We start from the raw sequence: 25,766 nt of genomic DNA, 5'->3' as shown, positions 1-25,766 counted from the left end.
AAGGGTAGACCCATTTATGGCCTATCCTTTTTATTTATTTTATTTATTCCAATTCCTCATAAGCTTTTGAATATACTTCATAATCTTTATCACTGAAAAGTATAAATCTCACTTCTTTTATATTGCTACCTTCAAGATAATCAGATACTACTCTTAAAGCTATTTTTGCAGCTCTTTCTACAGGGAAACCATATGCTCCTGTGCTTATAGAGGGAAAAGCTATAGTTTTTACATTGTATTCATCCGCCAATTTAAGGCTTTCTATGTAAGCACTTGCTAATAAATTATCTTCATTATGATTGCCGCCTCTCCATATAGGTCCAACAGCGTGAATAACATATTTAGCCTTTAAATTACCTGCTCCAGTTATAACCGCATGACCTGTAGGGCATCCTCCTTGTTTTTCTCTTATAATTCTGCACTCCTCATCGATAGAAGGGCCACCCGCTCTATGAATAGCTCCGTCTACCCCACCACCTCCAGATAAAGAAGAATTTGCAGCATTTACAATAGCATCTACTTCTTGATCCACAATATTCCCCTTTATTAATTTTATTCTCTCTTTCATTTCATCACCCTAATTTTAATTTTTATTTACGCTTAAAATTATATCACAAAAAACTGATATTTTCACGACATTGTGTTTTCATATTTTTCACCAATTATCCATAGAAAAGCAAAAGATATAAATAAACATATAGACGCTGCTAAAAATAACTTGTTAAATCCTATAAAATCCATAATAGCTCCAAAAGAGGAAGGAGTAACTATTGCGGCCAGGGATGAAAAGAAATAATAAAGTCCTGTATATGTCCCTATTTTTTCAGCTGAAGTATAGCTCACTACAAGAGGATAAGAATTTATTGTAAATAAAGCATTAAACATTCCAGCAAAAGGCATCAAAATTTGGATTGTCCTAAAATCACGTACTATCATAAATATTAAAAATAAAATTCCTTGTCCAAAAGCTCCAATCATCATGGTTTTTCTTTTCCCTATTTTTGTAGCTATAAATCCAGCAGGTAAGGCAAAAACTAAAAATGCCAAAGCGTAAAAACCCATTGCAAAAGAAGAAACACTTTCGTCTATCCCTAAAGCTATTTTGCAATACCTTGTGAAAAAAGTTTCAACTGCAGCAAAACCCGCAATTGTCATAAAAATTGACAGGAGAGTATAAAAGGGTGCTTTATTTTGATCTTTTACCACAGTTGCAAGGGCCTTTAAAATACTCTGTTTTTCTTTTTTTCCTCATTAACAACTATTTTAGGTTCTTTAATTGTTAAAAATAAAACTATAGGTATAATTAATGATAAAATCCCTGACAAGAAGAAGGGATATGCTTTGTTTATTTTATAAAGCTGAGATCCAATAAAAAATATTATTAATGAACCTAATCCTCCCATAAAATTTATGACTCCATTAGCTTTGCTTCTGTGCTCTTCTTCTACAATATCTGGCATTAAAGCTACCATAGGAGTCCTATACGTAGCTACAACAATGTTAAACAGCAAATCTATAACAAGAAGCGATAAAAGTTTTGTCTGAAGTGGAAGCAAAGCATATAAAACGCCAGCAAGAGGCATGCTTACAAGTATATATGGCATTCGCCTGCCTATTCTTGTTCGCGTATTATCGCTTAAAGCCCCAAAAAATGGAAGTATAAAAAGGTTAGCAATGTTGTCCCAACTCATTACAAACCCAATTAAAGTATTGCTTTTTGTAAAATTACCAAGAAAAATGGGCATATAGGCATTATATGCTGCCCAAATCATGGAAATTACCATAAAACCAAGGCCTAAATTAAATATCTTCAAATAATTCAATCGCGAGGACATATTATTCTCCCTTCTCTAAAAGATTTATCAAAGTTTGTGGGTCGTCAGTGATAATTGCATCCACACCTGCTTTTATCATCATTTCCATGTCTTCTTTCCTATCAACAGTCCAAGGAAATAATTTTATATTATTCTTTTTACATCCTTCTACTAATTCAGGTATTATATTAAAATAAAAAGGATGCAGAGAATACGCTTTCATTCGTATTGCCATGTGCCATGGTTCTACAAGCCCACATTGATAAAGAAGCCCAATTTTAAGCTCCGGTGCCATTCTCTTTACATCCCTTAAGCTATAATGGTTAAAAGAAGAAATAACTACTCTATCCTCAAAGTCATAATCCTCTATCGCTTTGATAAGCTTTTCTTCAATTCCTGGATAAAGTACAACTCCACTTTTTATCTCTATATTTATAATAAAATTTTTATGTCCAATGAGTTCAAAAACCTCATAAAGAGTTGGTATTCTCTCCCCTGCAAACTTCTTGTCAAATTTTATGCCAGCATCTAGCCTCTTAAGCTCTTTTAAAGTAAAATCTTTTACAAAGCCAATTCCGTCTGTAGTCCTGTCTACCCTTTCATCGTGAATCACTACTAGTTGTCCATCTTTAGTAAGCTGCACGTCCAATTCAATACCGTCAGCTCCCATTTCTAAAGCCCTTTTAAAAGATGCTAATGTGTTTTCTGGAGCATTTCTTGAATCTCCTCTATGGGCGATTACTAAAGGTTTCATAAATATGCCTCCTCATTTTTCAATTACTATACAAATTTTATCACACTTACCTTTAAAAACAAATTCACAAAATTAATTTTGTATAATAAGTTTGTTCTTCTTCATGAAGGAAAATTATTATTAAATTTTCTTTTTTAAAATCTGCTGTCACATCGTGTTTAAAAAATTCATAAGTCACTCTCTTTGACAATTCAAGACTGGAAAGTCCAACAGCTTGTGGAAGATTTTTTTTCAACCAATTTTCATCTTTAAGATACTTTTTAAAAATCTCTTGACCTTTCTCATATTTTTCTTTTACACAATCAGGTAAATCTTTGGCAGCATTAAAATACAAAAAATCAAATTTTATAATGTCTTTTATTAAATCCTCATCGACATCGAGTGTTTCAAGAGAAAATTTATATAAAATATCGTATAAGGCTTTTAATGAATGATTTTTATATAATAGCTCGTTTTCCTTCCAGTACTTATAAAATTCAAGATAAAAGTCAAATGGCCTTTCAAATTTATTCTCCAAATATTCAAGAGTTTTTTTAAATTTTCCAGAATTATAGTATTTGTTAAAAAGGAATGCTATACCTTTTAAAATGACTAACTCTTGATAACTAATATCCTTTGTATACAAGACCTCATAGGGGGGCTTACTATCATAAACTATTTTAAACTCCCCCACTTTTCTCATTAAAGGAGTACCTTTTAATACTTTTAAAAATCCCAACTGTATTTCATCAGGTTTTAAATTATACACATCATCAAAAGCTTTACTAAAAGTCCCAAAGCTATCTTCAGGAAGTCCCGCTATCAAATCTACATGCAGTTTTATTCCCGCTTCTCTAAGCAGTTTTATTCCTCTCAAGGCTTTTTCAACTGCAGTAATACGAGATATTTTTTTTAGGCTATTCTTATTTGTAGTCTGAACTCCTACTTCAAACTGTATTCTTTTTTCCAACCCTTTTAATTCTTCTATAAACTCTTCATCCACAAGCTCAGGGTTAACTTCGCAGTGAAATACAGTATCTCCACCTATTTTTTTCATAATATTTAAAATCTCTCTTGCTCTCTTTCTATTTGAATTAAAAGACCTATCAATAAGTTTTAATATTTTCACATTTTTATCTACAAACCACTTTAAATCCCTTTCAACTTTTTCAAGGCTTTCATATCTCAATTTATTGTCAATAGAAGAAAGACAATAAGCACATTTAAAAGGACAACCTCTTGAAGTCTCATAATACACAAGCTTATTGCTCAAATCTTCCTCTTCCTCATAAGATATGGGAACTTCATTTAAGTTGACATAATCTTTTTGTGGTTGAATTACTATTTGCCCATCAACCTTATAGCTAATTCCTGCAACTTCTTTTATATCCCTTTTTCCTTCTAACGCTTCCAATAATTCTTTAAAAGCAATTTCCCCTTCCCCTAAAACTATGTAATCTACAAAGCCTTTTGACAAAAGATTATCTACATCATAAGAAGCCTCAGGTCCCCCCAAAACCAATATTACTTTCGGAAGTATCTTTTTTATATTTTCAGCCAAATTTAATGCTATTTCTATATTCCATATGTAACAAGATATACCTACTACGTCTGGTTCCTTTTCTACAACACTTTCTAGCATAAAATCTGTACTGTCATTTATAGTAGTTTCAAAAATCTCTATATCATAAGGATGACAAAACTTTCTTATATTTCTTATAGCAAGATTTGTGTGATAATATTTTGCATTGATTCCTACAAGAAGTGTTTTCATATATATCCCTCGCATTTTACTACATTTTACAAATATATAATATAAGTATTTATACAAAAAAGCAAATAATTTTATTTGCACAACTATTTTTTCCTCCAATGAGATATAATATTGTTAGGTAAAACTTTGTGAAAGGATTGAAGACTATGGCTTTTATAAAATTCAATAAATTGTGGCTGATACTTATATTAATTGCCACAATATTTTCTGTTTTATACCTTTATTATACATTATTTCCAGGAAATATACCTCATGAAGTCTACAAATATTTTTCCCCTGCAGAAATATCAAAAGCGCAAAAGTATCACAAAATAAATCGATTGATTTACATAACTTCTTTTTTGACAAAAGCAGCTTTTTTGTTATGGCTTGTATTTGGGAATAATGCTATCAAGCTTTCATACTATACCGAAAAATTAGCTTCAGGTAAATACTATGTGAATGTCTTTTTATATTTTATTGCCTTATGGGTAATTTTAAGGTTAATATCTCTACCCTTTAGCCTTTTAAGCCATTCTGTTCAAGTTGAATGGGGTTTCTCTGTACAGACAATGGCTTCTTGGTGGAGTGATTATTTTAAAAGTGCGGCTTTAGACTTTGTTTTTTCGTCAATGGGAGTATTGCTCTTATTTGTGGCTCTAAATAAATGGCCTAATAACTGGTGGGTAAGTGCTGCAGTCTTTTTGACGATAATTATGTTTGTGCAAATTTACGTCTATCCTACTTTTATAGCACCTTTATTTAATAAATTCACCCCAATCAAAGACCAAAAAATAATAAACATGGTAAAGGAAATATCAAAAAATGCGGGAATAAAAATAGATAAGATTCAAGAAATGGATGCAAGTAAAAGGACTACTCTTGCCAATGCCTACTTTTATGGATTTGGAAAGACAAGTAGGATTGTATTATATGATACATTATTAAAAAATTATCCAGAGGATGAAATAAAGGCAGTTATAGCTCATGAAGCAGGTCATTGGAAAGAAAATCACGTATTAAAAAGTATGTTAATAGGCATAGTAGGACTTGTAATAGGCCTTTATTTTCTTAATATTTTAATTCACTCAAGCCTATTTCTCCCTTATGGTAAAAGAATGACTCCTGCAGTTTTAGCGATGATATATTTGTTTATACTACTTATAAATTTTGACACAACTCCAATACAAAATTACATATCAAGGCAGATGGAAAAACAAGCAGATTTACTATCTGTAGAGTACCTTCACGACAAAAAACCTGTAATAAAACTTCAGATTGACCTTGCTAAAAAAAGTTTATTGGATGTAGCTCCGCCGCCTTTTATAGAATGGTTTTCTTATTCTCATCCTTCTACAATGCATAGAATTAAATTAGTAGAAAAGGCAAATATCGAGTAGGAGCTGAATAATTATTTTATTCAGCGTCCTCTCACACCACCGTACGTACCGTTCGGTATACGGCGGTTCATTAGGAATTGTGTACAATTAGATATCTTTGGGATAAACTCTTATAACCTATGCTTTCAAAGTATTTATTTGTAAGAGTCTTATTTAGGATTGGGCTATTGGATATTCTCCAGTAGCCTTTCCTTGTATTGGCGTATTCCCAGGCTTTTTGTTCTTCTACTCCTAGTTTTACTAAGTTATCATGCTTCGTTTTTATCTTCTTCCATTGTTTCCATATACATGCCCTTAGTCTTCGCCTTATCCATTCGTCAAGGGTTTTCATTATGCTTTTCGCGTCTGCTAATCCAAAATAGTTGACCCATCCTGTTGTTATTTGATTTAGTCTTTTTATTCTGTTTTCCATGCTTATTCCCTTGTTCCGATTGGTTATTTCTCTTACTTTTTCCTTAAACCTTTTGATGGATTTTTCATGGATTCTTATTCTTACTTCGTTTTCTTTTGTATAGAATGAAAATCCAAGAAATTTTCTTCTCCATGGTCTATCTACAGCACTTTTTGCTTCGTTGACTTTTAGTTTTAATTTGCTTTCTATGAATTTCTTTATGCTCTTCATTACTCTGTTTCCTGCAGACCTGCTTTTTACATATATGTTGCAGTCATCTGCATATCGGCAGAATTTATGCCCTCGTTTCTCAAGTTCTTTGTCTAGTTCGTCCAACATTATGTTTGCTAATAGGGGACTTAATGGCCCTCCTTGGGGTGTCCCTTCTTCTGTTGATACTTTGATTCCGTTTATCATTACTCCTGATTCTAGGTATCTTCGTATTAACTTTAGTACCCTTTTATCTCCTATCCGCTTTTCTAGTTTGGACATTATTATGTCGTGGTTTACTCTGTCAAAGAACTTTTCTAAGTCCATATCTACAACCCATGTGTATCCTTCATTTATGTATGCTTCTGCGGCTTTTATTGCGTCTTTTGCACTGCGTCCTGGTCTGAATCCATAACTGTCAATTCTCAAATTAAATCTCCAAAGATTTTCAAATTATAATGGCATTTTTTAAGTGCATAAAAGTATTTTTTCTCAAATTATTACAGCCTGATTAAAAATTTTTTTCACTTTCCAAGAGCATTACCGCCAAAATATGTTAATATCTGTTATTGAAATTTTATTTAATTAATATATAATAAAATTGAGAGTAACACAAAAAGTGCTACTCTCATAAACTGATTTCATTTTGTGCCTGGTATATTACTTCTTCGTCTATTTCTCTTAGCCTTTTAGAATACGCATAGAGTAAAGAAGCTGTTACCAGGTTATTTATTATCCTTGGGAGCCCTTTTGTTAGGGAATATATTGCTTCATATGCTGATGGTGTAAATATATCATCCATCATTCCGGCTATTTTCATTCTTGTTTTTTTATAATCTTGAATTTCTTCTTTTTTTAGCCCTTGCATCACATACTTTATAGAAATTCTTTGCCTTAGTGCACTGTTTACATTGAGAGCTAGTTTGTTTCTTATGTGTGGTTGTCCTGAAAGTATCAATATATACGGGTTTTGAGAATCCGTATTAAAGTTAAATATTATTCTCAAATCTTCAAGAACATCATTAGAAACCAGTTGTATTTCATCTAATATTATGACAGGAGTTATTTTCTGGCTATAGTAAAGTTCTGTTATCGCTCTTTGTATCTGGTAAAAGAGCGTTACTTTTTTGTATGAGGGTGTTTCGCCTAAAATCATAGCCAATGCTTGATAGAATTCTCTCACTGTAAGTGTAGATAAAGCGAAATAACATGGTTTAAATGTAGAACGGTTGAGGCTTTCAGCATATCTTCTTAATGCAGTAGATTTACCTGAACCGGCCTCCCCAACGATAAGTCCTATACCCCTTGTTTCTTGTAAATATTTTAACCTGGCATTTAATTCAGCAATGTCTTCACTTATGTAAAGGTCGTTTACACTTATCTCTTTAGAAAATGGATTAAATTTCATTCCAAAATATTGGGTAAACACTTTAAGGCACCTCTCTTTCAATCAATGATATCGTTAAAAGAGATTACTTTATGCTTGGTAAAATCACTTATTTCTTCATTTTCGTTTACGTCATTTTTGCCTTTTATATACGCAGCAGGAATTTTAGCATTCTCATGAAAGTTCACTTTATACGCTTCCCCCACTTTTTTGCCCTCATAATAAAGTAGAAGCGGTGTATTATCCTAAAGCCACTCAGGGTCATATCTGACTTCTAAGTGCATATTTTTAAACTTTTCTTCTGTTTCATAAAGTATATTTTCCACTTTAAGTGTAGCATCCTTATTTACCTTACGATTTACTCTTATGAGAAAACATTCATTCAACATATCTATGTTACACATATTTATTCTTGATATTTGTGACATGAAAAAATCTAAAGGACTCATGCCAATACTGCTGTGTTCTTTTCTGTTGTAATCTTCCTCCAGCCATTTAAAAAACATCATGTTGAGTTCATCTATACTCTTTACGGAGGTAGGATCTATTGTGCTTAAGAATCTCATTCTCACCGTATGAAAGAATCTTTCTATTTTTCCTTTTGAATGAGGTGAAAAAGGCTCAGCGTGAATAAGAGATGTGCCTAGTGAAGCACAGATATATTCCAATTGAGTGCTTCTATATATCTTTCCGTTGTCAGTGTAAAGCATTTTGGGTATCCCCCTTCTTAGCACCGCCTCTTTAAATGAGTCTCTTAAAGCTAAAAAATTCTGGGTATAGTAAAAGCGAGCATAGGTACAAAGCCTTGAAGCATCATCTATATATGCAATAAGGTACGTTTGTCTTTTTGTTTTACCTTCTTTAATATATGGCCCATACATGACATCAGTTTGCCACAGTTCATTGATGTATTCATGGGAAAATCTCTTTGTTTTACCCTCTTTTTCTTTATCTAGAGATTTTACAGGAATGTTTTTCAAAAACCTATAGAATGTCGAAAGGGATACTTTATTCGGTGATATTATTCCTTCTCCTATCAATGTCTCATAAAGAAGTTTGTTGGGCATTTCAGGATGTTCAAGCTTCTTTTGCTTTATTCTCTCTGAAAGTTCAAAGTCTATCTTTCTGTATTTGCCTCTGTCACTTCGATAACCCGGCTTTAACGCTTCTATACCACCTCTTAAATACTGATACAGCCACCCTCTAAGTGTCTTAGGAGTATATCTTCTCATTCCAAGATAAGGTATCTCAATAGGTTTATCGGAAAGAGCATCAAAATATTCTTTCTGATTTTTTACCTGTCCGTTTAACACCGGACTTATCAGTGAAAATCTCTTTAATGCTATAGCTTCTCTCGCTTTTTCATCAAGCATTTATATGTTCCCCCTTCACTTTTTTGATTTCTTAATCGTAATTTTAGCTCATATCTGGGAGACATTAAAGGAAAAAGCTATGTTGCTAAGAAAAAATCAAAATTTTTATTTAAATCTTTCATGTTTAATGCTAAAATTATGTGAGAGGGGCCAGAAATGATTTTTGGCAATGAGCATAAAACCGTTGGGAAAAGAGTGGTACAATGTTTATTATGTCCAAAATCTCTCTGGCCCTCTCTCTTTGAGAACTAACCTCGAATAACTTTATGTAAGGGTCTATTTGCCTTAATCCATATATGATAAAACTTAAATTATTCATTATCCTTTTGGTGTAAAAATATATATGCTGTCTTGAAAATAGTATGGTAGGGAAGTTTCTTTTTAAGTCATTTATGAAAGAACTGAGAGTTTTTTCTCTTGTAAGTGTCTCTTTTAAAGACTTTACAATCATATTGAAAGAATACTGAAAATGAGGAATACAGAAATCAGGGAGGTAGGAAAGAGTCCTTTTGCACACAGGGCATATATACCTTCTTATGGCTATTTTTACACAGTTAGGTCCATCTAAATAGTAACGGTAGTAAAAACCGTGCTTTTTTAGTTTTACTCTGCACTTGCAGTCAGAATGAGGGCATCTGTCTGGTGGGTCAGGAAAATTGTAATCTTTACTTCTTTGCAAATATTCTTCAATGTTATCAACATGAAAAATTATTTGCATAAAACAACATCTCCAATTAAAAATTAATGCTAAAAGAATGTGATGAATTTTTTTCACATTCCTTTAGCATTAATTTTATCACAAGATTATTTAATCTGAAAAATTTTATCGGTTTTGGGCTGAATTAATTTGAGAAATGACACATAACTGCTATCAGAAAATGTATGGTTGTAGACTTTATTTAGTATTTGGGCTATTGCTTGTTGTATTAGTCTGTCTAGTACTGTAGGTATTCCTAGTAGTCTTTTTCCTCCATCAGGTTTGGGAATTTCTACTCTTCGCACTGGTTGTGGTTTGTATTTCCCCTCCAGCAGTTGTTGTTTTATGGTTGCCCAGTTTTCTTTGAGATACGGTAGAAGTTCATCTACTCCCATCCCATCGACTCCATGGCTTCCTTTATTTGCAACAACGCGCTTGTATGCTGCTTCCATGTTCCCTCGTTCTACTATCATTTCAAGCATCTTGCCGGTATATCTTTGTACTTCGTTTCTTCCATCTTCCGACGCCGATGATATACTATGCACTTCCGTTGTCTTTTGAAATTCCATTTCTCTATTCAACGGATAGCCTCTTTGTTGAGTTGTCTGCAGTCTTCGCATATCTTTCGAGTCCATAAGATTTCCAAAACCTCCTAACGTTCGGTCCTTCCTTATCTATTCATGTCTAGATAAGTACTATGACCTCTGCTGACTTCTCAAGGTTCAGCCATACATCACTGCATGGGTTGTCACTTCAGATTTTACTTCCATGACTTATCCTTGAGACCTCCCCGGGTAAGAACGATAACTTTCATCTCATATATCTGCCAGATTTACTGTATGGGATTCGGGTAGTGTTGGACTTCGTTTTGTTACGCAAACTCATCCATCCCAATTCAGCCTCTTATCTGGTTCTTGTTCATCAGACCGAGATTTTGCCTTAAGCTTCCTTCAGATTCCACCTCACGATGGACACCCTTGCTCTTGGCTAGTGGTTCCCACTACCAAGCCCACAGCGGACTTTCACCGCCTAGTTATCGCCCATGCCGGGCGCACGTAAAATAAGGCACTTAAGCGTGCCTTATTTTTATGAAGCTTTTTCTTTTTCAACAAGCTCAATTGCTCCATGAGGACAATATCTCGTACAAACACCACACCCTGTGCACTTTTCTTCATCGATGCTTATGTTTATCCTAAATGACCCTCCAAACGTAACTTTAAAAGCCTTAAATCTACAGCTCATTGCTGCTGGACAAAAAGGTGACCTGTCGCATATATTTTCATCGATTCTTGCTACTCTCATGATTCTACCTCCATTAAAAATACTCCCCCTCTGTTTAGGGGTATCATGTATACATTATACACGAAATTTTGTATTTGTCAACATAAAAAAAAGGCCATCCTAAAGACAGCCCCTTTAATTTATGCTCTTATAAAATTTATCAACACCTCAGAGAACTTTTTTGCATCATCAAAATAACAGGTATGTCCCAAATTTTCAAACACAACTAATGTACTGTTTTTGATATTATTTTTTAATATTTCCGCAAATTCATAGGGTGCAATATCATCCTTCTTTCCCCATACAATCAATGTTTTCACATATATTTCATTTAATTTTTCTTTGTATTTATCTACATTTATGCTATCCACAATTGTCAAACTTTTAAGCATATTGCTATATTTGAGAGCAAATTTTATAGATATCTCCCCACTAAAAGAGGGAGCTACAAGATGAAAAGAAGACATATTTAAGTTTTTTGCAAATTCTAATAAAACCTCTTCCTTTTCTAAATCACACTCTTCAGAAGAACCATATCCGGGAAATTCGAGACATATCACCTTAAAACCTTCATTAGACAAACTTTCAGCTATCCCTGAATTTATCCAATCATAAGCATTGTATCTTTTGCCATGCAATAATATCACTGTATCTTTGCTACTCTCTTTATCTATTTCTAAATAATGAATTTTACTGCCTTTTATATTTAAATACTCATCTTTTATAACCATTTAAATCACCTCTATATAATGAGTGAAAGCTCTGCTCCATCCCTTATCGCTTCTACTGCAGAAGCAACAGTTTTGCAGTCACCAATGAAATAATATCTGTTCTCATTTTTTAGTTCCTCAAATTCAGTATCAGGTAAATTTCCAACTGCTAAAACTACATCCTCCACTTTGACTACTTTATATGTGTCTTTGGAAGTATACATGAGTTTTCCACCAGATATTTCTTTTATTAAAGCATTTGTGATTATATCAACTTTAAGTTCTTTTAATCTATTTAAAAGCAGTTTTTTAACCATTGGGTATATCCCTTCGCCAACTTCTCCTTTAATTTCTAAAACTGTCACATTTTTCCCTTTTTCAGCAAGGTATTCGGCTGTTTCAAGTCCAGTAAGGCCTCCACCAATTATTGCAATATCTTTTCCTTTTGGAATATTTCCTTCCAATACTTCAATAGCCGTGTAAGGCTTTATATCTGCATCTAAATTGATTTTAGCTGGCTTTGAGCCTGTAGCAATGACAATTTTGTCATAAGGCATTTCTTTTATTTCATTTAAACTTATTTTTTTATTTAAATGTACTTTGACATTGTATTTCTTTAAATCATTTTCCAGATATTCGATAACTTTTCCTATCTCTTGTTTATGGGGAGGCACTTTTGCTACATTTAGTTGTCCACCAAGTTTATTTTCTCTTTCAAACAAAGTAACATTATGGCCTTTTTTAGCGAGATATTTAGCTGCGGACATACCAGCAGGTCCACCGCCAATTACAGCTATATTTAAAGGTTTATCGGTCTTTACTTCAAATTCTTTTTCTCTACCTACCTCTGGATTAATCATGCAAGAAACAGAAAGTCCTTTTTGAATGTATGCAATACACGCCTGATTGCAGTGAATGCAATACCTTATATCTTCTTGTCCTTTTATCAACTTTTTTACTAAGTCCGGATCTCCTATAAGTCCTCGGGCTATGCCTATAAAATCAGCTATACCCTCTTCTAAAATTTTTTCCCAATCATAAACACTGCCGAGCTTATCAACCGCTATAACAGGTATAGTTACATTTTCCTTTATCCTCTTTGCAATTCCAATTAAAGGCTTATCTTCAATCCCCATAGGAGAGATATGGTATTCTGATGTGGAAGATACACCTCCCGATATATCTAAAGCATCAGCACCATGGTATTCTAACAGTTTTGCGAATCTTGCACTCTCTTCAATCGTAAAACCTTCATCTGTAAAATCACTGCCATTAATCCTACAAATTACTGTCATCTCCGGAATAGTTTTTTTAACTTCTCGCAATATATCAAGTGCAAACTTTGTCCTTCCTTCAAAATTTCCTCCGTATTCGTCAGTCCTTTTGTTTGTATCAGGAGATAAAAATTGATTTACAAACCAACCATGGGCAAAGTGCAACTCCACAGCATCAAAACCAGCCTTTTTCGCCCTTATTGCTCCACTTATAAAATCTTGTACAAAGCCTTGTATCTGTTCTTTTGTAAAATCTGATGGCTTGTATTTTGGATTGTGCATTGCAAGTTGAATAGCAGCTTGTGCCCCATTTTGGTGAATTACCTCCGATAATTTTCTAAGTCCCTGTATTTTGTCGTCATCATCTATTCCTATTTGATTTACAAAAAATTTCCCCAGCTTATTTACATAGCTTGCACCCACAATGACCAATGAGACACCTTTTGATCTTCTTTTATAATATTCTACTTCTCTTTCGCTTACAAAACCCTCATTTGATAAATTTGTAACAGTAGGCAACATAATTATCCTATTTTTTAACTTAACATTCCCTATTTTCCCTTCTTTTAATAACACATTGACCACCTCTTTCATAGTTATATTTTAAAACTTGCATTGACATAAGTAAAATAATATAATTTTATACAACATATAAGGGAAAACTTATGAGGTGGTTAATATGAATTTAAGGCAACTGAAAATTTTTTTGACAGTTTGCGAAAGTGGCAGCATGTCAAAAGCAGCAAAAAAGCTTTATATGACACAGCCTTCAATAAGCCAAACAATCTCTGAATTAGAACAGGAACTAAATGTAAAATTATTTGAAAGAATGAACAAAAAACTTTTGTTGACATATGCAGGAGAAGTTTTAAAAGAATACGCTAAAAGAATATCTTCTTTAGTTGAGGAAGCCCAAAGTACTTTTTAGATATTTCAAACTTAAAAGCCGGAAAACTTCGCATTGGGGCAAGCACAACAGTGGGAAACAAAGACAAATACCCCTCCCCTTTATTTAATGAATTCCTGTCTTACCTTAAAGAATTCCCTTCATAATTTTAATTTCTTGACATAAGTTGCCATAAATGTTACAATAATATTAACCATAAAAATCCTAAGAGGTGAATTCTTATGAAAAAAATTGCTATATTAATTGAGAATATGTATGAAGAGCCAGAACTACTATATCCATACTATAGACTTAAAGAAGAGGGATATGAAGTACATTTAATAGGTCCAGAAAAAGACAAAGTATATACAGGAAAACATGGATATCCAATGAAAAGCACCCATGCTTCAAAAGATGTAAAAGCCAAAGATTATGATGCAGTAATAGTCCCTGGAGGTTATTCACCTGATTACATGAGGAGATGTAATGACACTATTAATTTTGTCAAAGAAATGGAAAAACTGCAAAAGCCCATGGCGGCTATTTGCCACGGCCCCTGGATTATGGCTTCCGCTTGCAATTTAAAAGGAAAAAGAGTGACAAGCTTTTTCTCAATAAAAGATGACTTAATAAATGCAGGAGCCCAGTATGTAGATGAAGAAGTAGTTGTAGATGGAAATTTAATAACCTCCAGAACTCCAAATGATTTGGTAGCTTTTGTAAAAGCCATAATTGAAAAGGTTAAGTGAACTATATGTTTCACAAATTACTAACCCCGCCACTTAAAGCGGGGTTGTTATTTATTATATCATGCTTAAATGTTATGAATCCGCATAATTTTCAAGGTAGCGAAGGTCTTTTATTATAATCTTTTTTCCATCTATCTCAATTAAACCTTCTTTTTTTAACTTATTTAGTCCTTTTGTAACCGTTACTCTATCACATCCTATTAAATTGGCAATATTCTCATGAGTTAAAGGAATATCTATTATATAACCTTTTTTTATCTTCTTGCCTTGTTGATAGAATAATCTAATTAGAAAATCGCACAGTCTTCCCATTGAATCTTTGAAAATCAAATCGCTCATCTGCATAGTAACAATTCTAAATTTTCTGCTCATGCTATGAGCAATATATTTATACATATCAGGATTTGTTTCCAGAATAGAACTTAATTTATCTTCAAAAATAATAGATATTTCACTATCTTTTATAGCTTGGCCTTCAATTAAATCAAATCCTCCTCCTAAATAGGAAAATTCTCCAAATATTTCCCCTGGTTGCAGCAAATAAAGAACTTTTATCTTTCCATTTTTATTTGAAATAAATTGCTTTATCAATCCTTTCGTTATTATGGCAATATATGGTTTGTTATAATTAATTGTTATAGTTTCATTTTTCAAAAAACTCTTTTTATATCCCTGTATAGCTATATTAAGGAAAAATTTTCTCATATCTTTCTGTCGATTTATATCAAACATTTCATTATATACCGAACTTATAGTCATCCCCTTTCAGCTCCCCACTCTCTCCTGTTTGAAACAATAAAAATTGCACCAACAATTTTACTATTTTTACAATATGTTTAATTAAAAAAGTCAACCTTAAAATTTATTATACTATTTTCAAAATTATATTTCTATATTTTGATCTTTTATATCAAAAAAGCATGGAGCATAAAATCCCCATGCCTAAAATAGTTTCATCTATTTAGTAAAAATACCCTCCAATCACCCGTTGCAATATAAATATGAGGCTCGTTTTTTATGTCCTTTTTATATACATAAATATCTACATATTCTTTCTTGCCATCCTCATAAAACACTTCTCTTTTTTCTCTCAGATACATAATTTCATGATTATCTCCAAAATACAACTCTAATTCATCAATACTTGGCAAAACGCTGCCATCATCATAGAAAGTAATAATCTCTCCCCATATACAAATAATTTTTTTGTTTCTCCTAAATAACTGCTATCTACTTTTTTTTGCAATTACTTTTATAGCAGTTTCTATAGCTTTAACCATATCCCCTAAAGACATGGAAGGAGTATAAGGCTTATTCAAAACTTGCACTGGCAAATAAGGTATGTGAATAAAGCCTGCTTTAATATTTAATCTGTTATTGTGAACATAATTGAGAATTCCATACATTAAATGATTGCACACAAACGTACCTGCTGTATTAGAAATTGATGCCGGTATATTTTCTTTTTTTATCTCTTCTACTATCTCTTTTATGGGAATAGTAGCAAAATAGGCTGGAGCACCTTCAGGGTCAATCGGGGTATCAATTGGTTGTTGCCCTATATTATCTGGAATTCTAGCATCATCAATATTAATCGCTATTCTTTCAACAGTTATATCATATCGTCCGCCAGCCTGTCCAATACTTAGAACTGCATCCGGCTTAACTTCTTTTATTTTTTCTATTGCTTTCTCAACAGAAAGATAAAAAACAGTAGGAACTTGAATCTTAATTATCTCCGCACCTTCTATATTATCTTTCAAGTTTTTTAATACTTCATAAGAAGGATTAATATTTTCCCCCCCAAAAGGATCAAAAGCTGTTACGAGTATTTTCATTATCATATCACCCTTTCATAAAAATATTAAAACGCCCAAAAATACATTAGTACTATGTGAATAATGAGCATGGCAATAGCTACAGGAACTTGATATTTTATAACTCCATATTTCTTATCTTCCATTTCCAATATTGCAGTCGGAACTATGTTAAAATTTGCTGCCATTGGTGTCATTAAAGTTCCACAATATCCTGCTGTCATACCTAAAGCCGCTACTATCACCGGATTCCCTCCTTGAGCTATTACAAAAGGAATTCCAATTCCTGCTGTAATAACCGCAAATGCTGCAAAAGCATTGCCCATTATCATTGTAAATAGAGCCATTCCTACACAATAAGCAATTACCCCTAAAAGTATATTACCCTGAGGAATAATTGTCTTTATCCCACTTGCTATTACTTCACCTACACCTGCAACTGTGAAAACGGCTCCTAAAGCAGCAAGAAGTTGCGGTAAAATGCTTATAGGTCCTACTACTTCAAGTAATCTTCTACCATCATCAGCCATTTCTTTAACTTTCCCTTTTGTAATCACCAATGCTAAAATTGCAGCTACTACAGTTGATATCCAAAATGCAACAAGAGAGCCAAGTTGTTTTGTCCATATTTGAGCAACAATAAATGTAACTATGCCAAGAGCCAAAGCTGGAACAAAAATTAGATTGCCAATTTTTTGTGACATTTGTTCTTTAAATTCTGAGGTTGATTCATCAAATTTTCCAATTTTGACTAATCGAAATGCAGATAATAGAGTCAATACAATAACCATGTATCCTGTATATATATCAGGTATATAAATGTTTTTATTACCCCACAATAAGCCTATTCGACTAAATGTAAAAATTATTCCTAATAACCCCCAAAATAAAGCAGTAGGGATTTTTGAAGGATGATTTTTTTCTTTTAGTGTAGCATACGCTGAGTAAAAAGAAACTATGCCCATCATAATGTATAGGATTTCAGTTAAAGAATCCTTAAGCATTCAATACTCCTCCTTCCTAAGCATTTTACCTATTTTCTTTTTTGGACCTCGTTCTTATCCCATACTTTTGGTCAAATTTTCTGTCATAATAGAAAAACTGCAAAGTACCAACTACCATTATTATTAACGCGATAGGTATTGACGCTTTTGCGATATCTAAAGCTTCTACAGTATAGTTTAATTCTTTTAATACACCAACAATTAGCAAAACACCTCCTGCTGCAACAAAAGCATTCTGCCCAAAGAAATTACCATAGTTTTCTACTGCAGCTTCTAAGCCCTTAATCCTTTCATGGTCTTCGCTTTTTATTTCGCCATATCTATTCATTGCTGCCCCTTCTGCCATAGGTAATATCAAAGGTCGTATAAATTGTACATGTCCCCCAAGCCTTAAGCCGAACATCGCTGCCAATGTCCTAAGTACTAAATATAAAGCAGTTACTTTTCCCACTGTAGCTGCTTTTATTTTTCCTATTACATATGCAGCCCTTTCACGGAGACCATACCTTTCAAGTATTCCAATTACAGGCAATGAGATAATAAATATAGACATGTATCTGTTGTCTACAAAAGCTTTTCCTAAAATTTCTACAATTTTAGGAAAAGGTACCCCTGCCACCAGGCCAGTCACAATACCAGCAATTAAAACCACTGCTAAAGTATCGAGCTTCAAGATAAATCCCACAATAATGATTAAAATACCAATTAACTTAATCATAAACTATCCCCCTTTAAAATGGATTTATTTTTTTGTAATTATATCACAATACATAAATAAAACTGTGGCCACGGCTACAATTTTATAAATTTTTAGTCATAATTATTTATAAATCCTGTAAATCCTATTTTTACCATTACACTTATGTATAAACTTTTATATCTTTTTAGGCCATTACAACAATTTTGTAGTAAAAAAGAAAAGCACTTAGGCAAATGAACCCTAAGTGCTCCCATTTTTCAGTACTTTTCTGGTGGAGCTGATGGGACTTGAACCCACGACTTCCACAATGCCATTGTGGCGCTCTCCCAACTGAGCTACAGCCCCATATTTATTTTTGGTGGAGGTGCGGGGAGTCGAACCCCGGTCCGAAGGCGTCACAGTAAAAGCTTCTCCGAGCGCAGTCGCTGTTTTAACTTTCCCTCAGCGGTTCTCCCAGCGACAGGATAACCGCCTCGGTAGCTTCATAAGTTCCGGTTTTGCCCCGAAGCCTGAGCAAAACCAGTTCCCCACTCTTTTGACGCCCAATCCTGAAACGTGGGCATTTCAGGTTGGACGGCTACCTTAAATTAGGCAGCGTAAGCTAATTCTCTGTCTGCGTTTATTTTTACTCCACCGTTTTTACGAGCTGGCGGACAACTCGGCTCGCTACTTTTACCTCGACTGCCCCCGTCGAAACCAGTACACCCCCATGTTATATGCCTAATTGTTTTTCTTTAAAGTGTTTTTCTAATTCTCTTTTTGCATCTCTTCTCGCAATATCTTCTCTCTTATCGTAGAGTTTTTTACCTCTCGCTACAGCTAATTCGACTTTGACACGGCCTCGCTTTAAATAAAGCTTTGTAGGAATTAAAGTGTAACCCTTCCTTGTCACATAACCAATTAGTTTATTAATCTCATGTCTATTGAGAAGTAATTTTCTAGTCCTTAAGGGGTCTTTATTAAATATATTGCCTTTTTCATAAGGACTTATATGCATATTATAAAGATAAACTTCGTTGTTTTCAACTCTTGCAAAGCTATCTTTTAAATTGACTTTCCCCATCCTAATAGATTTAACTTCAGTTCCACTAAGCACTATTCCTGCTTCATAAGTCTCTTCAATAAAGTAATCATGGTAAGCTTTTTTATTTTGAGCGATTATTTTAATTTCTTCCTTCGCCAAATTTTAAACACCCTCTTTAGGAGAAAATTGCCCTACTTGTGTGTCACAAATAGGGCACCATCGTCGCTATTATATTATAACACATTTTTAAATAGTGTCAATATATGTTTCTGCGCTTTTATGCTCGGTTAAGCCACTCTCTAAGTTATCTTTTTCTTCTGCTAAAACAAAGTCTATTTCTCTCCTATCCACATCTACATGAACAACTTTTACATAAACCTCTTTACCTATAGAGTAAACTTTTTTGCTCTTTTCACCAATTAAAACATATCTTTCTGGATCAAAATGGTAATAGTCATCCTCCAATGAAGCAACATCTACTAACCCTTCCACAGTGTTGTCAAGTTCTACAAAAAATCCGTAATTTGTCACGTTGGAAATTATCCCTTTATAAACATTCCCTATTCTATTTGCCATGTACTCTACTTTTTTTAATTCTTCTATTTCTCTTTCTGCAGCTTCTGCTGCTCTTTCTCTCTCAGAAGATTTTAAAGCAATGTCATTTAAAATTCTGTTGTAATGGCGTTGCCTTTTTTCTGTTAATTTTCCATTTATGTATTCTTTGATTATCCTGTGAATTATAAGGTCAGGATATCTCCTTATAGGAGAAGTAAAGTGAGTATAATATTGGGTCGCCAAAGCATAATGGCCAATGTCTTCTGGACTGTATCTTGCTCTTTTTAAAGACCTTAAAAGCAAAGTTTCTACAACTCTTTGCTCACTCTTTCCTCTCACTTGTCTTATTAATTCTTGCAAAGACTTCGGATGTATTTGTCCTCCTTCAATTCCTTTTATATGATACCCCAAATTGTGAATAAACTTATTAAAAACAATCAACTTTTCTATATCCGGATGTTCATGAATTCTATAAACAAAAGGTACATTTAACCAATGCATGTGCTCCGCTACCGTTTCATTAGCTGCTAACATAAATTCTTCAATTATCCTGTGAGCTATATTTCTTTCAACTTTAACAATATCTAGTGGCTTACCTTTCTCGTCTACTATTACTTTAGCTTCAGGAAAATCAAAATCTACACTGCCTCTTCTTTTCCTCTTCTCTAGCAAAACAAGAGCTAGCTCTTTCATTAGTTTAAAATCTTCCAATAGATACTGATACCTCTTTTTTAATTCTTCATCATTTTCTTCTAAGAGTTTGTAGACATTCGTATATGTCATTCTCTCTTTGCTCTTTATAATGCTTTCAAAAATTTCATGGTCTACAACTTCTCCTTGAGAGTTTATTTTCATTTTAACAGTGAGAGTCAGTCTTTCTTCCTGCGGATTTAAACTGCAAATACCATTAGATAACTTAGGAGGTAACATTGGTATTACTCTATCAATGAAATATACACTACATCCTCTCTTTAATGCTTCTTTATCTAAATGAGAACCTTCTTTTACGTAGTGGCTCACATCTGCAATACTCACATATAAAAGATAATTTTCCTCTGAAAGTTTTTGTACACATACTGCGTCGTCTAAATCTTTTGCATCTTCTCCATCAATTGTGACAAAGTTTAAGTTAGTCAAATCAATTCTTCTCTTTTTTTCTTCTTCAGGAATTTCTGTCGATATCTCTTCTGTTTCCTTTAAAACCTCTTTAGGAAAAATTTCAGGAATATCATATTCCCTTATAATGGACATTACATCTATACCAGGGTCTCCTTTATACCCTAATATTTCTATAATCTCCCCTTCAGGACTTCGCCTTCCTTCAGGCCATTTAGTAATTCTGGCTACAACTTTCATGCCTGTTTTGGCGCCTTTATCTTCTCCTTTAGGAATAAATATATCTTGATGGATCTTTTTGTTGTCTGGTACTACAAAGCCAAAATTTTTACTTTTTTCGTAAGTTCCAACAATAGTTGTATTTGCCCTTTTGAGAATTTTTACAACTTCTCCCTCTTCACTCTTTCCATCCACCCTTTTTGTAACTCTTACCAAAACAGTGTCATCATGCATTGCACCGTTCATGCCGCTTACAGGTATGAATATGTCCTTTATATTGCTATCTTCGGGAATTAAAAAGCCATAGCCTCTTGAATGAAATTCAATCTTACCTTTTACTAAATCTAATCTTTCAGGAAGAGCATATTTACCTCGTTTTGTTTTAAAAACAAGGCCTTCTTTTTCCATCTCTTTTAATATTTTTTCTAAAATGCTTTTTTGACTATAGTCTATCCCTAATATTTTCATTATTTCTTCTATTTTAGAAGGTTTATAATTCTCTTCTCTCATTAATTCTAAAAGTCTTTCTTTTACGCTCATTCCCATTCCTCACAATCCTATCTGTGGTGCGATTTTTTTCATTTCATTAAGAGCAATCTCTAAAAATTCGTCTAAAGAAATTCCAAATTCTTCACAAGTTTTGATTTGGTCACGGTTTGCTCCTTTAGCAAAAGTCTTGTCTTTAAACTTCTTCTTTAATGATTTTAATTGGACTTCCTCCAATTTTTTAGAAGGCATCACATAAGCTGTTGCAGTAATTAAACCCGATAAAGGATCTACAGCAAAAAGGGCTTTGTCAAGAAGAGTTATCCTCTCAATGCCATGAATTTCATTATGTGCCATAACTGCATGTACTATTTCCTCATCAAGACCATGTTCTCTTAAAATTTCTCCACCCCTTATACTGTGCAACTCTGGATTGTCCTTAGTTTCTTGGTAGTCTATGTCATGTAATATCCCTGTAACTACCCATCTTTCAACATCTTGCCCTAATCTTTCAGCTAACCCTCCCATTATAGCACCTGTCGCTATCATGTGATTTATTAAAGTCTCATCTGATACATATTCTTTGACAAGCGCTAAGGCCGTGTTTCTATCCATTTAACTCTCCTCCTACTATTAAAGTTACCAATTTTACTTAATATTATAACATGAATGGTCAAAAAACAATAACCTTAAACAATGCTCAAAGGCAGCAAATTTTGATTTGCTGCCTTTGAAATTAATTATTTATTATCGTATTTTATTGCCGCCTGAGCAGCAGCCAGTCTTGCAATAGGTACTCTGTAAGGTGAAGCAGAGACATAATCAAGACCTACTTTGTGGCAGAATTCAATAGAAGATGGGTCTCCACCGTGTTCACCACATATACCTACTTCAAGGTCAGGTCTTGTCTGCCTTCCAAGTTTAGTACCCATTTCTACTAACTTGCCAACACCCTCTTGGTCAAGCTTAGCAAATGGATCAAATTCATATATCTTCTTTTCATAATAAGTTTCAAGGAATTTGCCAGCATCATCCCTTGAGAAACCGAAAGTCATCTGAGTCAAGTCATTAGTACCAAAGGAGAAGAATTCTGCTTCCTTAGCAATTTGGTCAGCTGTAAGAGCTGCTCTTGGTACCTCTATCATTGTTCCTACAAGATATTTTATTTCAACATTGTTTTGTTTTATAACTTCGTCAGCTACTTTTACTATTATGTCTTTGAGATATTTAAGCTCTTTAAGTTCACCTACAAGTGGTATCATAATCTGCGGTTTTACGTCTTTGCCTGTTTTCTTCTTTACGTTTATAGCAGCTTCTATAATAGCTCTTGTCTGCATTTCAGCAATTTCTGGATAGGTTATAGCTAATCTACAGCCTCTATGACCTAACATTGGGTTAAACTCTTTTAAGCTTTCTACTGTTGCTTTTAGCTCTTCAAAAGTTATACCCATGTTTTCTGCAAGTTCTTTAATTTCTTCATCTGTATGAGGTAAGAATTCATGCAATGGTGGATCTAAAAGGCGTATAGTAACAGGGAATTCACCCATAACTTCAAACAAACCTTCAAAGTCTGACCTTTGCATAGGCAATAATTTTTCTAAAGCTTTTCTTCTTTGTTCTTCTGTCTTTGAGACAATCATTTCTCTCATAGCAGGAATTCTATCTTCATCAAAGAACATATGCTCTGTCCTGCAAAGGCCTATTCCTTCAGCACCAAACTGAACTGCAACTTTTGCATCTCTTGGTATATCTGCATTAGTTTTTACTTTTAATTTTCTATATTTGTCTGCCCAGCTCATGAGAGTTGCAAAATCTCCAGTTAGCTCAGGTGTAACAGTCTTTATTTCACCAATGTAAACATTGCCTGTGCTACCATCTATAGATATGTAGTCTCCCTCATGAACTTCTATATCGCCAATTCTCATTACTTTTGCTTGCTCGTCTATCTTTGCATCGCCACAACCTACTACGCAAGCTGTACCCATACCTCTTGCAACAACAGCTGCGTGAGATGTCATACCACCACGAGTTGTAAGTATTCCTTGTGCTACAGACATACCTTCAATGTCATCTGGAGATGTCTCTGTTCTTACAAGAATTACTCTCTCTCCTCTTGATTTCGCAGCTTCTATTGCTTCATCAGCAGTAAAATATACTTTTCCTGATGCAGCACCAGGAGAAGCAGGTAAACCTTTTGCAACAGGCTTAGCAGCTTTCAACGCATTTGCTTCAAAGGTTGGATGCAATAACTGATCTAATTGCTTTGGATCTACTCTTAAGACTGCTGTTTTTTCATCTATTAAACCTTCAGCCACTAAGTCTACAGCTACTTTCAAAGCTGCTTGAGCAGTTCTCTTTCCGTTCCTTGTCTGTAGCATGTAGAGTTTACCTTTTTCAATAGTAAACTCTATGTCCTGCATGTCTTTGTAGTGTTTCTCCAATTTCTCAGCAATTTCTGCAAATTGGTTATAAACTTCTGGCATAGTCTCTTTCAAAGTTGAAATTGGTTGAGGCGTTCTAATACCTGCAACAACGTCTTCACCTTGAGCATTCATCAAGAATTCGCCAAATAAAGCCTTTTCACCAGTCGCGGGATTCCTTGTGAAAGCAACACCTGTACCTGAATCATTACCCATGTTGCCAAATACCATTGATTGGACATTTACTGCTGTACCCCAATCACTTGGTATGTCGTTAAGTCTTCTGTACACTATAGCCCTTGGATTATCCCAAGACCTAAATACTGCTTTTACAGCTTCCAGAAGTTGTTCTTTTGGATCTTGTGGGAAGTCTACTCCCATTTCTTTTTTATAAAGTTCTTTAAATCTTTTTACTACCTCTTTGAGGTTTTCAGCTGTTAAATCTGTATCAAATTTTGCACCATTTTCCTCTTTTACTTCATCTAAAATAGCTTCAAATTTATTCTTGTCAATTCCCATTACAACATCTGAGAACATTTGAATAAATCTTCTATAGCTGTCATAGGCAAATCTTTCATTGTTTGTAGCTTTAGCAAGGCCTTCTACTGTTTCGTCATTTAAACCAAGGTTTAAAATAGTATCCATCATACCTGGCATTGAAACTCTCGCGCCAGACCTTACAGATACTAATAAAGGATTTGTTGGGTCTCCAAATTTTTTACCTGTAATTTCTTCTAATTTAGCCATATATTCATAGATTTGTTCAACAATTTCTGGAGCTATAGTCTTACCATCTTGATAGTACCTTGTACAAGCCTCAGTGGTGACTGTAAATCCTTGGGGAACAGGTAAACCCAACTTCGTCATTTCAGCAAGATTTGCGCCTTTTCCTCCTAAGAGGTCTCTCATTGAAGCATCGCCTTCACTAAATAAATACACATACTTTTTACTCATGAAATCTCTCCTCCTTTTAATACGTTTAATATAACATTAGCTGTTTCTTCTACAGCTTTATTTGTAACATCGATTACAGTACACCCTAATCTCTTCATCACCTCCTCAGCATATTTTATCTCTTTTTTAACTCTTTCTTCAGTAGCGTATATGGCATTAGCATCAAGGCCAAGAGATTTTAATCTCTCTTTCCTTATTTTTACCAAAACTTCAGGGTCTATAGTTAACCCAAATATTTTTTTAGGGCTGATTTCAAATAATTCTTGAGGTGGTTCAATTTCTGGCACTAAGGGTAAATTAGCAGCTTTTATGTATTTATGAGCAAGATACATGCATAAAGGAGTTTTGGATGTTCTAGAAACCCCTATAACAACTACATCGGCCAATAGTATACCCATTGCATCTTTACCATCATCATATTTTACGGCAAATTCTATTACTTCGATTTTTTTCAAATAATCTTCTTTATTATTTTTTGCTAAATTGGTATGGGGGGATATACCAGTACTATCTTCAATAGCATTTATCACTGGTCCCATTACATCTACTATTTTTATGCCAAATTTCTGTGCTTTTTTAAGAAGATAATCTTTTAATTCCGGGACCACCATAGTATGGATTATTATGCTATTTGCATCATTAGCTGCCTCCATGATAATCTCTTCTATTTGATTTTTATCTCCAACATAAGAATATTTTTTTATTTTTTCTATAAAAGTATCAAAGTGGGCAGCAGCAATACTCGCAATGTTTTCTGCTGTGTCTACATTAGAATCTGAAACCAAGTAAATTGATACTCCTTCTTCCATTAAA

Annotated in this window: 23 protein-coding genes, 1 tRNA gene, 1 other RNA gene and 3 pseudogenes; 3 read left to right on the top strand and 25 right to left on the bottom strand. The window is 33.8% G+C overall.

Going from position 1 to position 25,766, the window contains the following annotated elements:
- Positions 1-43 precede the first annotated feature (43 nt).
- From THEWI_RS05410 to THEWI_RS05395, 5 genes are all read right to left on the bottom strand, one after another.
- Positions 44-568 carry an O-acetyl-ADP-ribose deacetylase gene (locus THEWI_RS05410; protein ID WP_003869476.1) on the bottom strand — a complete coding sequence of 175 codons (525 nt, stop codon included), beginning with the start codon at positions 566-568 and terminating at the stop codon, positions 44-46.
- A 62-nt stretch (positions 569-630) separates the two neighbouring features.
- Positions 631-1,206 carry an MFS transporter gene (locus tag THEWI_RS14785; RefSeq protein ID WP_244262332.1) on the bottom strand — a complete coding sequence of 192 codons (576 nt, stop codon included), beginning with the start codon at positions 1,204-1,206 and terminating at the stop codon, positions 631-633.
- Between the two features lie 14 nt (positions 1,207-1,220).
- The gene (locus tag THEWI_RS14780; RefSeq protein WP_003868820.1) at positions 1,221-1,835 is read right to left on the bottom strand and encodes an MFS transporter; all 615 of its coding nucleotides are present in this window, start codon (positions 1,833-1,835) and stop codon (positions 1,221-1,223) included.
- Position 1,836: 1 nt separating this feature from the next.
- Positions 1,837-2,568 carry a glycerophosphodiester phosphodiesterase gene (locus THEWI_RS05400; protein ID WP_014062714.1) on the bottom strand — a complete coding sequence of 244 codons (732 nt, stop codon included), beginning with the start codon at positions 2,566-2,568 and terminating at the stop codon, positions 1,837-1,839.
- Positions 2,569-2,632: 64 nt separating this feature from the next.
- The gene (locus THEWI_RS05395; protein WP_014062713.1) at positions 2,633-4,321 is read right to left on the bottom strand and encodes a B12-binding domain-containing radical SAM protein; all 1,689 of its coding nucleotides are present in this window, start codon (positions 4,319-4,321) and stop codon (positions 2,633-2,635) included.
- A gap of 146 nt (positions 4,322-4,467) precedes the next feature.
- Between THEWI_RS05395 and THEWI_RS05390 the strand changes: the two genes are divergently transcribed.
- Positions 4,468-5,700, top strand: a complete 1,233-nt coding sequence (locus tag THEWI_RS05390; protein WP_014062712.1) for a M48 family metallopeptidase — start codon at positions 4,468-4,470, stop codon at positions 5,698-5,700.
- Positions 5,701-5,770: 70 nt separating this feature from the next.
- Here THEWI_RS05390 and ltrA read toward each other — a convergent pair.
- The 8 genes and pseudogenes from ltrA to THEWI_RS05350 all read right to left on the bottom strand — a co-directional run.
- Positions 5,771-6,718 (bottom strand): annotated as a pseudogene (ltrA, locus tag THEWI_RS05385) (group II intron reverse transcriptase/maturase); the annotation flags it as partial.
- A 211-nt stretch (positions 6,719-6,929) separates the two neighbouring features.
- On the bottom strand, positions 6,930-7,730 hold the full coding sequence (locus THEWI_RS05380) for an ExeA family protein (protein ID WP_014062711.1): 801 nt from the start codon (positions 7,728-7,730) through the stop codon (positions 6,930-6,932).
- A 17-nt stretch (positions 7,731-7,747) separates the two neighbouring features.
- Positions 7,748-9,061 (bottom strand): annotated as a pseudogene (locus tag THEWI_RS05375) (DDE-type integrase/transposase/recombinase).
- A 136-nt stretch (positions 9,062-9,197) separates the two neighbouring features.
- Positions 9,198-9,779, bottom strand: a complete 582-nt coding sequence (locus THEWI_RS05370; RefSeq protein WP_014062373.1) for a DUF6431 domain-containing protein — start codon at positions 9,777-9,779, stop codon at positions 9,198-9,200.
- A 143-nt stretch (positions 9,780-9,922) separates the two neighbouring features.
- A pseudogene (locus tag THEWI_RS05365) lies at positions 9,923-10,393 on the bottom strand (group II intron reverse transcriptase/maturase); the annotation flags it as partial.
- Between the two features lie 451 nt (positions 10,394-10,844).
- Positions 10,845-11,060: an ATP-binding protein gene (locus THEWI_RS05360; RefSeq protein WP_003868791.1), complete on the bottom strand. Its 216-nt coding sequence runs from the start codon at positions 11,058-11,060 to the stop codon at positions 10,845-10,847.
- Between the two features lie 119 nt (positions 11,061-11,179).
- Positions 11,180-11,770 carry an alpha/beta fold hydrolase gene (locus THEWI_RS05355; RefSeq protein WP_014062710.1) on the bottom strand — a complete coding sequence of 197 codons (591 nt, stop codon included), beginning with the start codon at positions 11,768-11,770 and terminating at the stop codon, positions 11,180-11,182.
- Positions 11,771-11,781: 11 nt separating this feature from the next.
- Positions 11,782-13,599: an NAD(P)/FAD-dependent oxidoreductase gene (locus tag THEWI_RS05350; protein WP_014062709.1), complete on the bottom strand. Its 1,818-nt coding sequence runs from the start codon at positions 13,597-13,599 to the stop codon at positions 11,782-11,784.
- 103 nt (positions 13,600-13,702) lie between these two features.
- Here THEWI_RS05350 and THEWI_RS05345 point away from each other — a divergent pair, with 103 nt between their 5' ends.
- Positions 13,703-13,951 carry a LysR family transcriptional regulator gene (locus tag THEWI_RS05345; protein ID WP_014062708.1) on the top strand — a complete coding sequence of 83 codons (249 nt, stop codon included), beginning with the start codon at positions 13,703-13,705 and terminating at the stop codon, positions 13,949-13,951.
- A gap of 200 nt (positions 13,952-14,151) precedes the next feature.
- Complete coding sequence (locus THEWI_RS05340) at positions 14,152-14,658, top strand: type 1 glutamine amidotransferase domain-containing protein (RefSeq protein WP_014062707.1); 507 nt, start codon at positions 14,152-14,154, stop codon at positions 14,656-14,658.
- A 72-nt stretch (positions 14,659-14,730) separates the two neighbouring features.
- Here THEWI_RS05340 and THEWI_RS05335 read toward each other — a convergent pair whose 3' ends face one another.
- From THEWI_RS05335 to THEWI_RS05280, 12 genes are all read right to left on the bottom strand, one after another.
- On the bottom strand, positions 14,731-15,417 hold the full coding sequence (locus THEWI_RS05335) for a Crp/Fnr family transcriptional regulator (protein ID WP_003869488.1): 687 nt from the start codon (positions 15,415-15,417) through the stop codon (positions 14,731-14,733).
- Positions 15,418-15,611: 194 nt separating this feature from the next.
- A complete protein-coding gene (locus THEWI_RS05330; protein WP_083820896.1) occupies positions 15,612-15,851 on the bottom strand; it encodes a gamma-glutamylcyclotransferase in 240 nt (79 codons plus the stop codon).
- 33 nt (positions 15,852-15,884) lie between these two features.
- Positions 15,885-16,496, bottom strand: a complete 612-nt coding sequence (pcp, locus tag THEWI_RS05325; protein WP_019907597.1) for a pyroglutamyl-peptidase I — start codon at positions 16,494-16,496, stop codon at positions 15,885-15,887.
- Positions 16,497-16,522: 26 nt separating this feature from the next.
- Positions 16,523-17,479, bottom strand: a complete 957-nt coding sequence (locus tag THEWI_RS05320) for a DUF979 domain-containing protein (protein WP_003869490.1) — start codon at positions 17,477-17,479, stop codon at positions 16,523-16,525.
- Positions 17,480-17,504: 25 nt separating this feature from the next.
- Positions 17,505-18,197, bottom strand: coding sequence for a DUF969 domain-containing protein (locus THEWI_RS05315; protein ID WP_014062705.1), 693 nt, complete (start codon positions 18,195-18,197; stop codon positions 17,505-17,507).
- A 251-nt stretch (positions 18,198-18,448) separates the two neighbouring features.
- Positions 18,449-18,524, bottom strand: a tRNA-Ala gene (locus tag THEWI_RS05310).
- 11 nt (positions 18,525-18,535) lie between these two features.
- Positions 18,536-18,888, bottom strand: a transfer-messenger RNA (tmRNA) gene (gene ssrA, locus THEWI_RS13875).
- Between the two features lie 3 nt (positions 18,889-18,891).
- On the bottom strand, positions 18,892-19,362 hold the full coding sequence (gene smpB / locus THEWI_RS05300; RefSeq protein WP_014062704.1) for an SsrA-binding protein SmpB: 471 nt from the start codon (positions 19,360-19,362) through the stop codon (positions 18,892-18,894).
- 87 nt (positions 19,363-19,449) lie between these two features.
- The gene (gene rnr, locus THEWI_RS05295; RefSeq protein WP_014062703.1) at positions 19,450-21,633 is read right to left on the bottom strand and encodes a ribonuclease R; all 2,184 of its coding nucleotides are present in this window, start codon (positions 21,631-21,633) and stop codon (positions 19,450-19,452) included.
- Positions 21,634-21,642: 9 nt separating this feature from the next.
- The gene (locus THEWI_RS05290; RefSeq protein WP_003867907.1) at positions 21,643-22,194 is read right to left on the bottom strand and encodes an HD domain-containing protein; all 552 of its coding nucleotides are present in this window, start codon (positions 22,192-22,194) and stop codon (positions 21,643-21,645) included.
- 125 nt (positions 22,195-22,319) lie between these two features.
- The gene (ppdK, locus tag THEWI_RS05285) at positions 22,320-24,953 is read right to left on the bottom strand and encodes a pyruvate, phosphate dikinase (RefSeq protein WP_014062702.1); all 2,634 of its coding nucleotides are present in this window, start codon (positions 24,951-24,953) and stop codon (positions 22,320-22,322) included.
- Positions 24,950-25,762, bottom strand: coding sequence for a pyruvate, water dikinase regulatory protein (locus tag THEWI_RS05280; RefSeq protein WP_014062701.1), 813 nt, complete (start codon positions 25,760-25,762; stop codon positions 24,950-24,952). Before THEWI_RS05280 ends, ppdK begins: the two co-directional genes overlap by 4 nt.
- Between the last annotated feature and the right edge of the window lie 4 nt (positions 25,763-25,766).

Source organism: Thermoanaerobacter wiegelii Rt8.B1 (assembly GCF_000147695.2).
GTDB classification, from domain to species: domain Bacteria; phylum Bacillota; class Thermoanaerobacteria; order Thermoanaerobacterales; family Thermoanaerobacteraceae; genus Thermoanaerobacter; species Thermoanaerobacter ethanolicus.
This window is presented reverse-complemented; position numbering and strand designations above follow the sequence as displayed.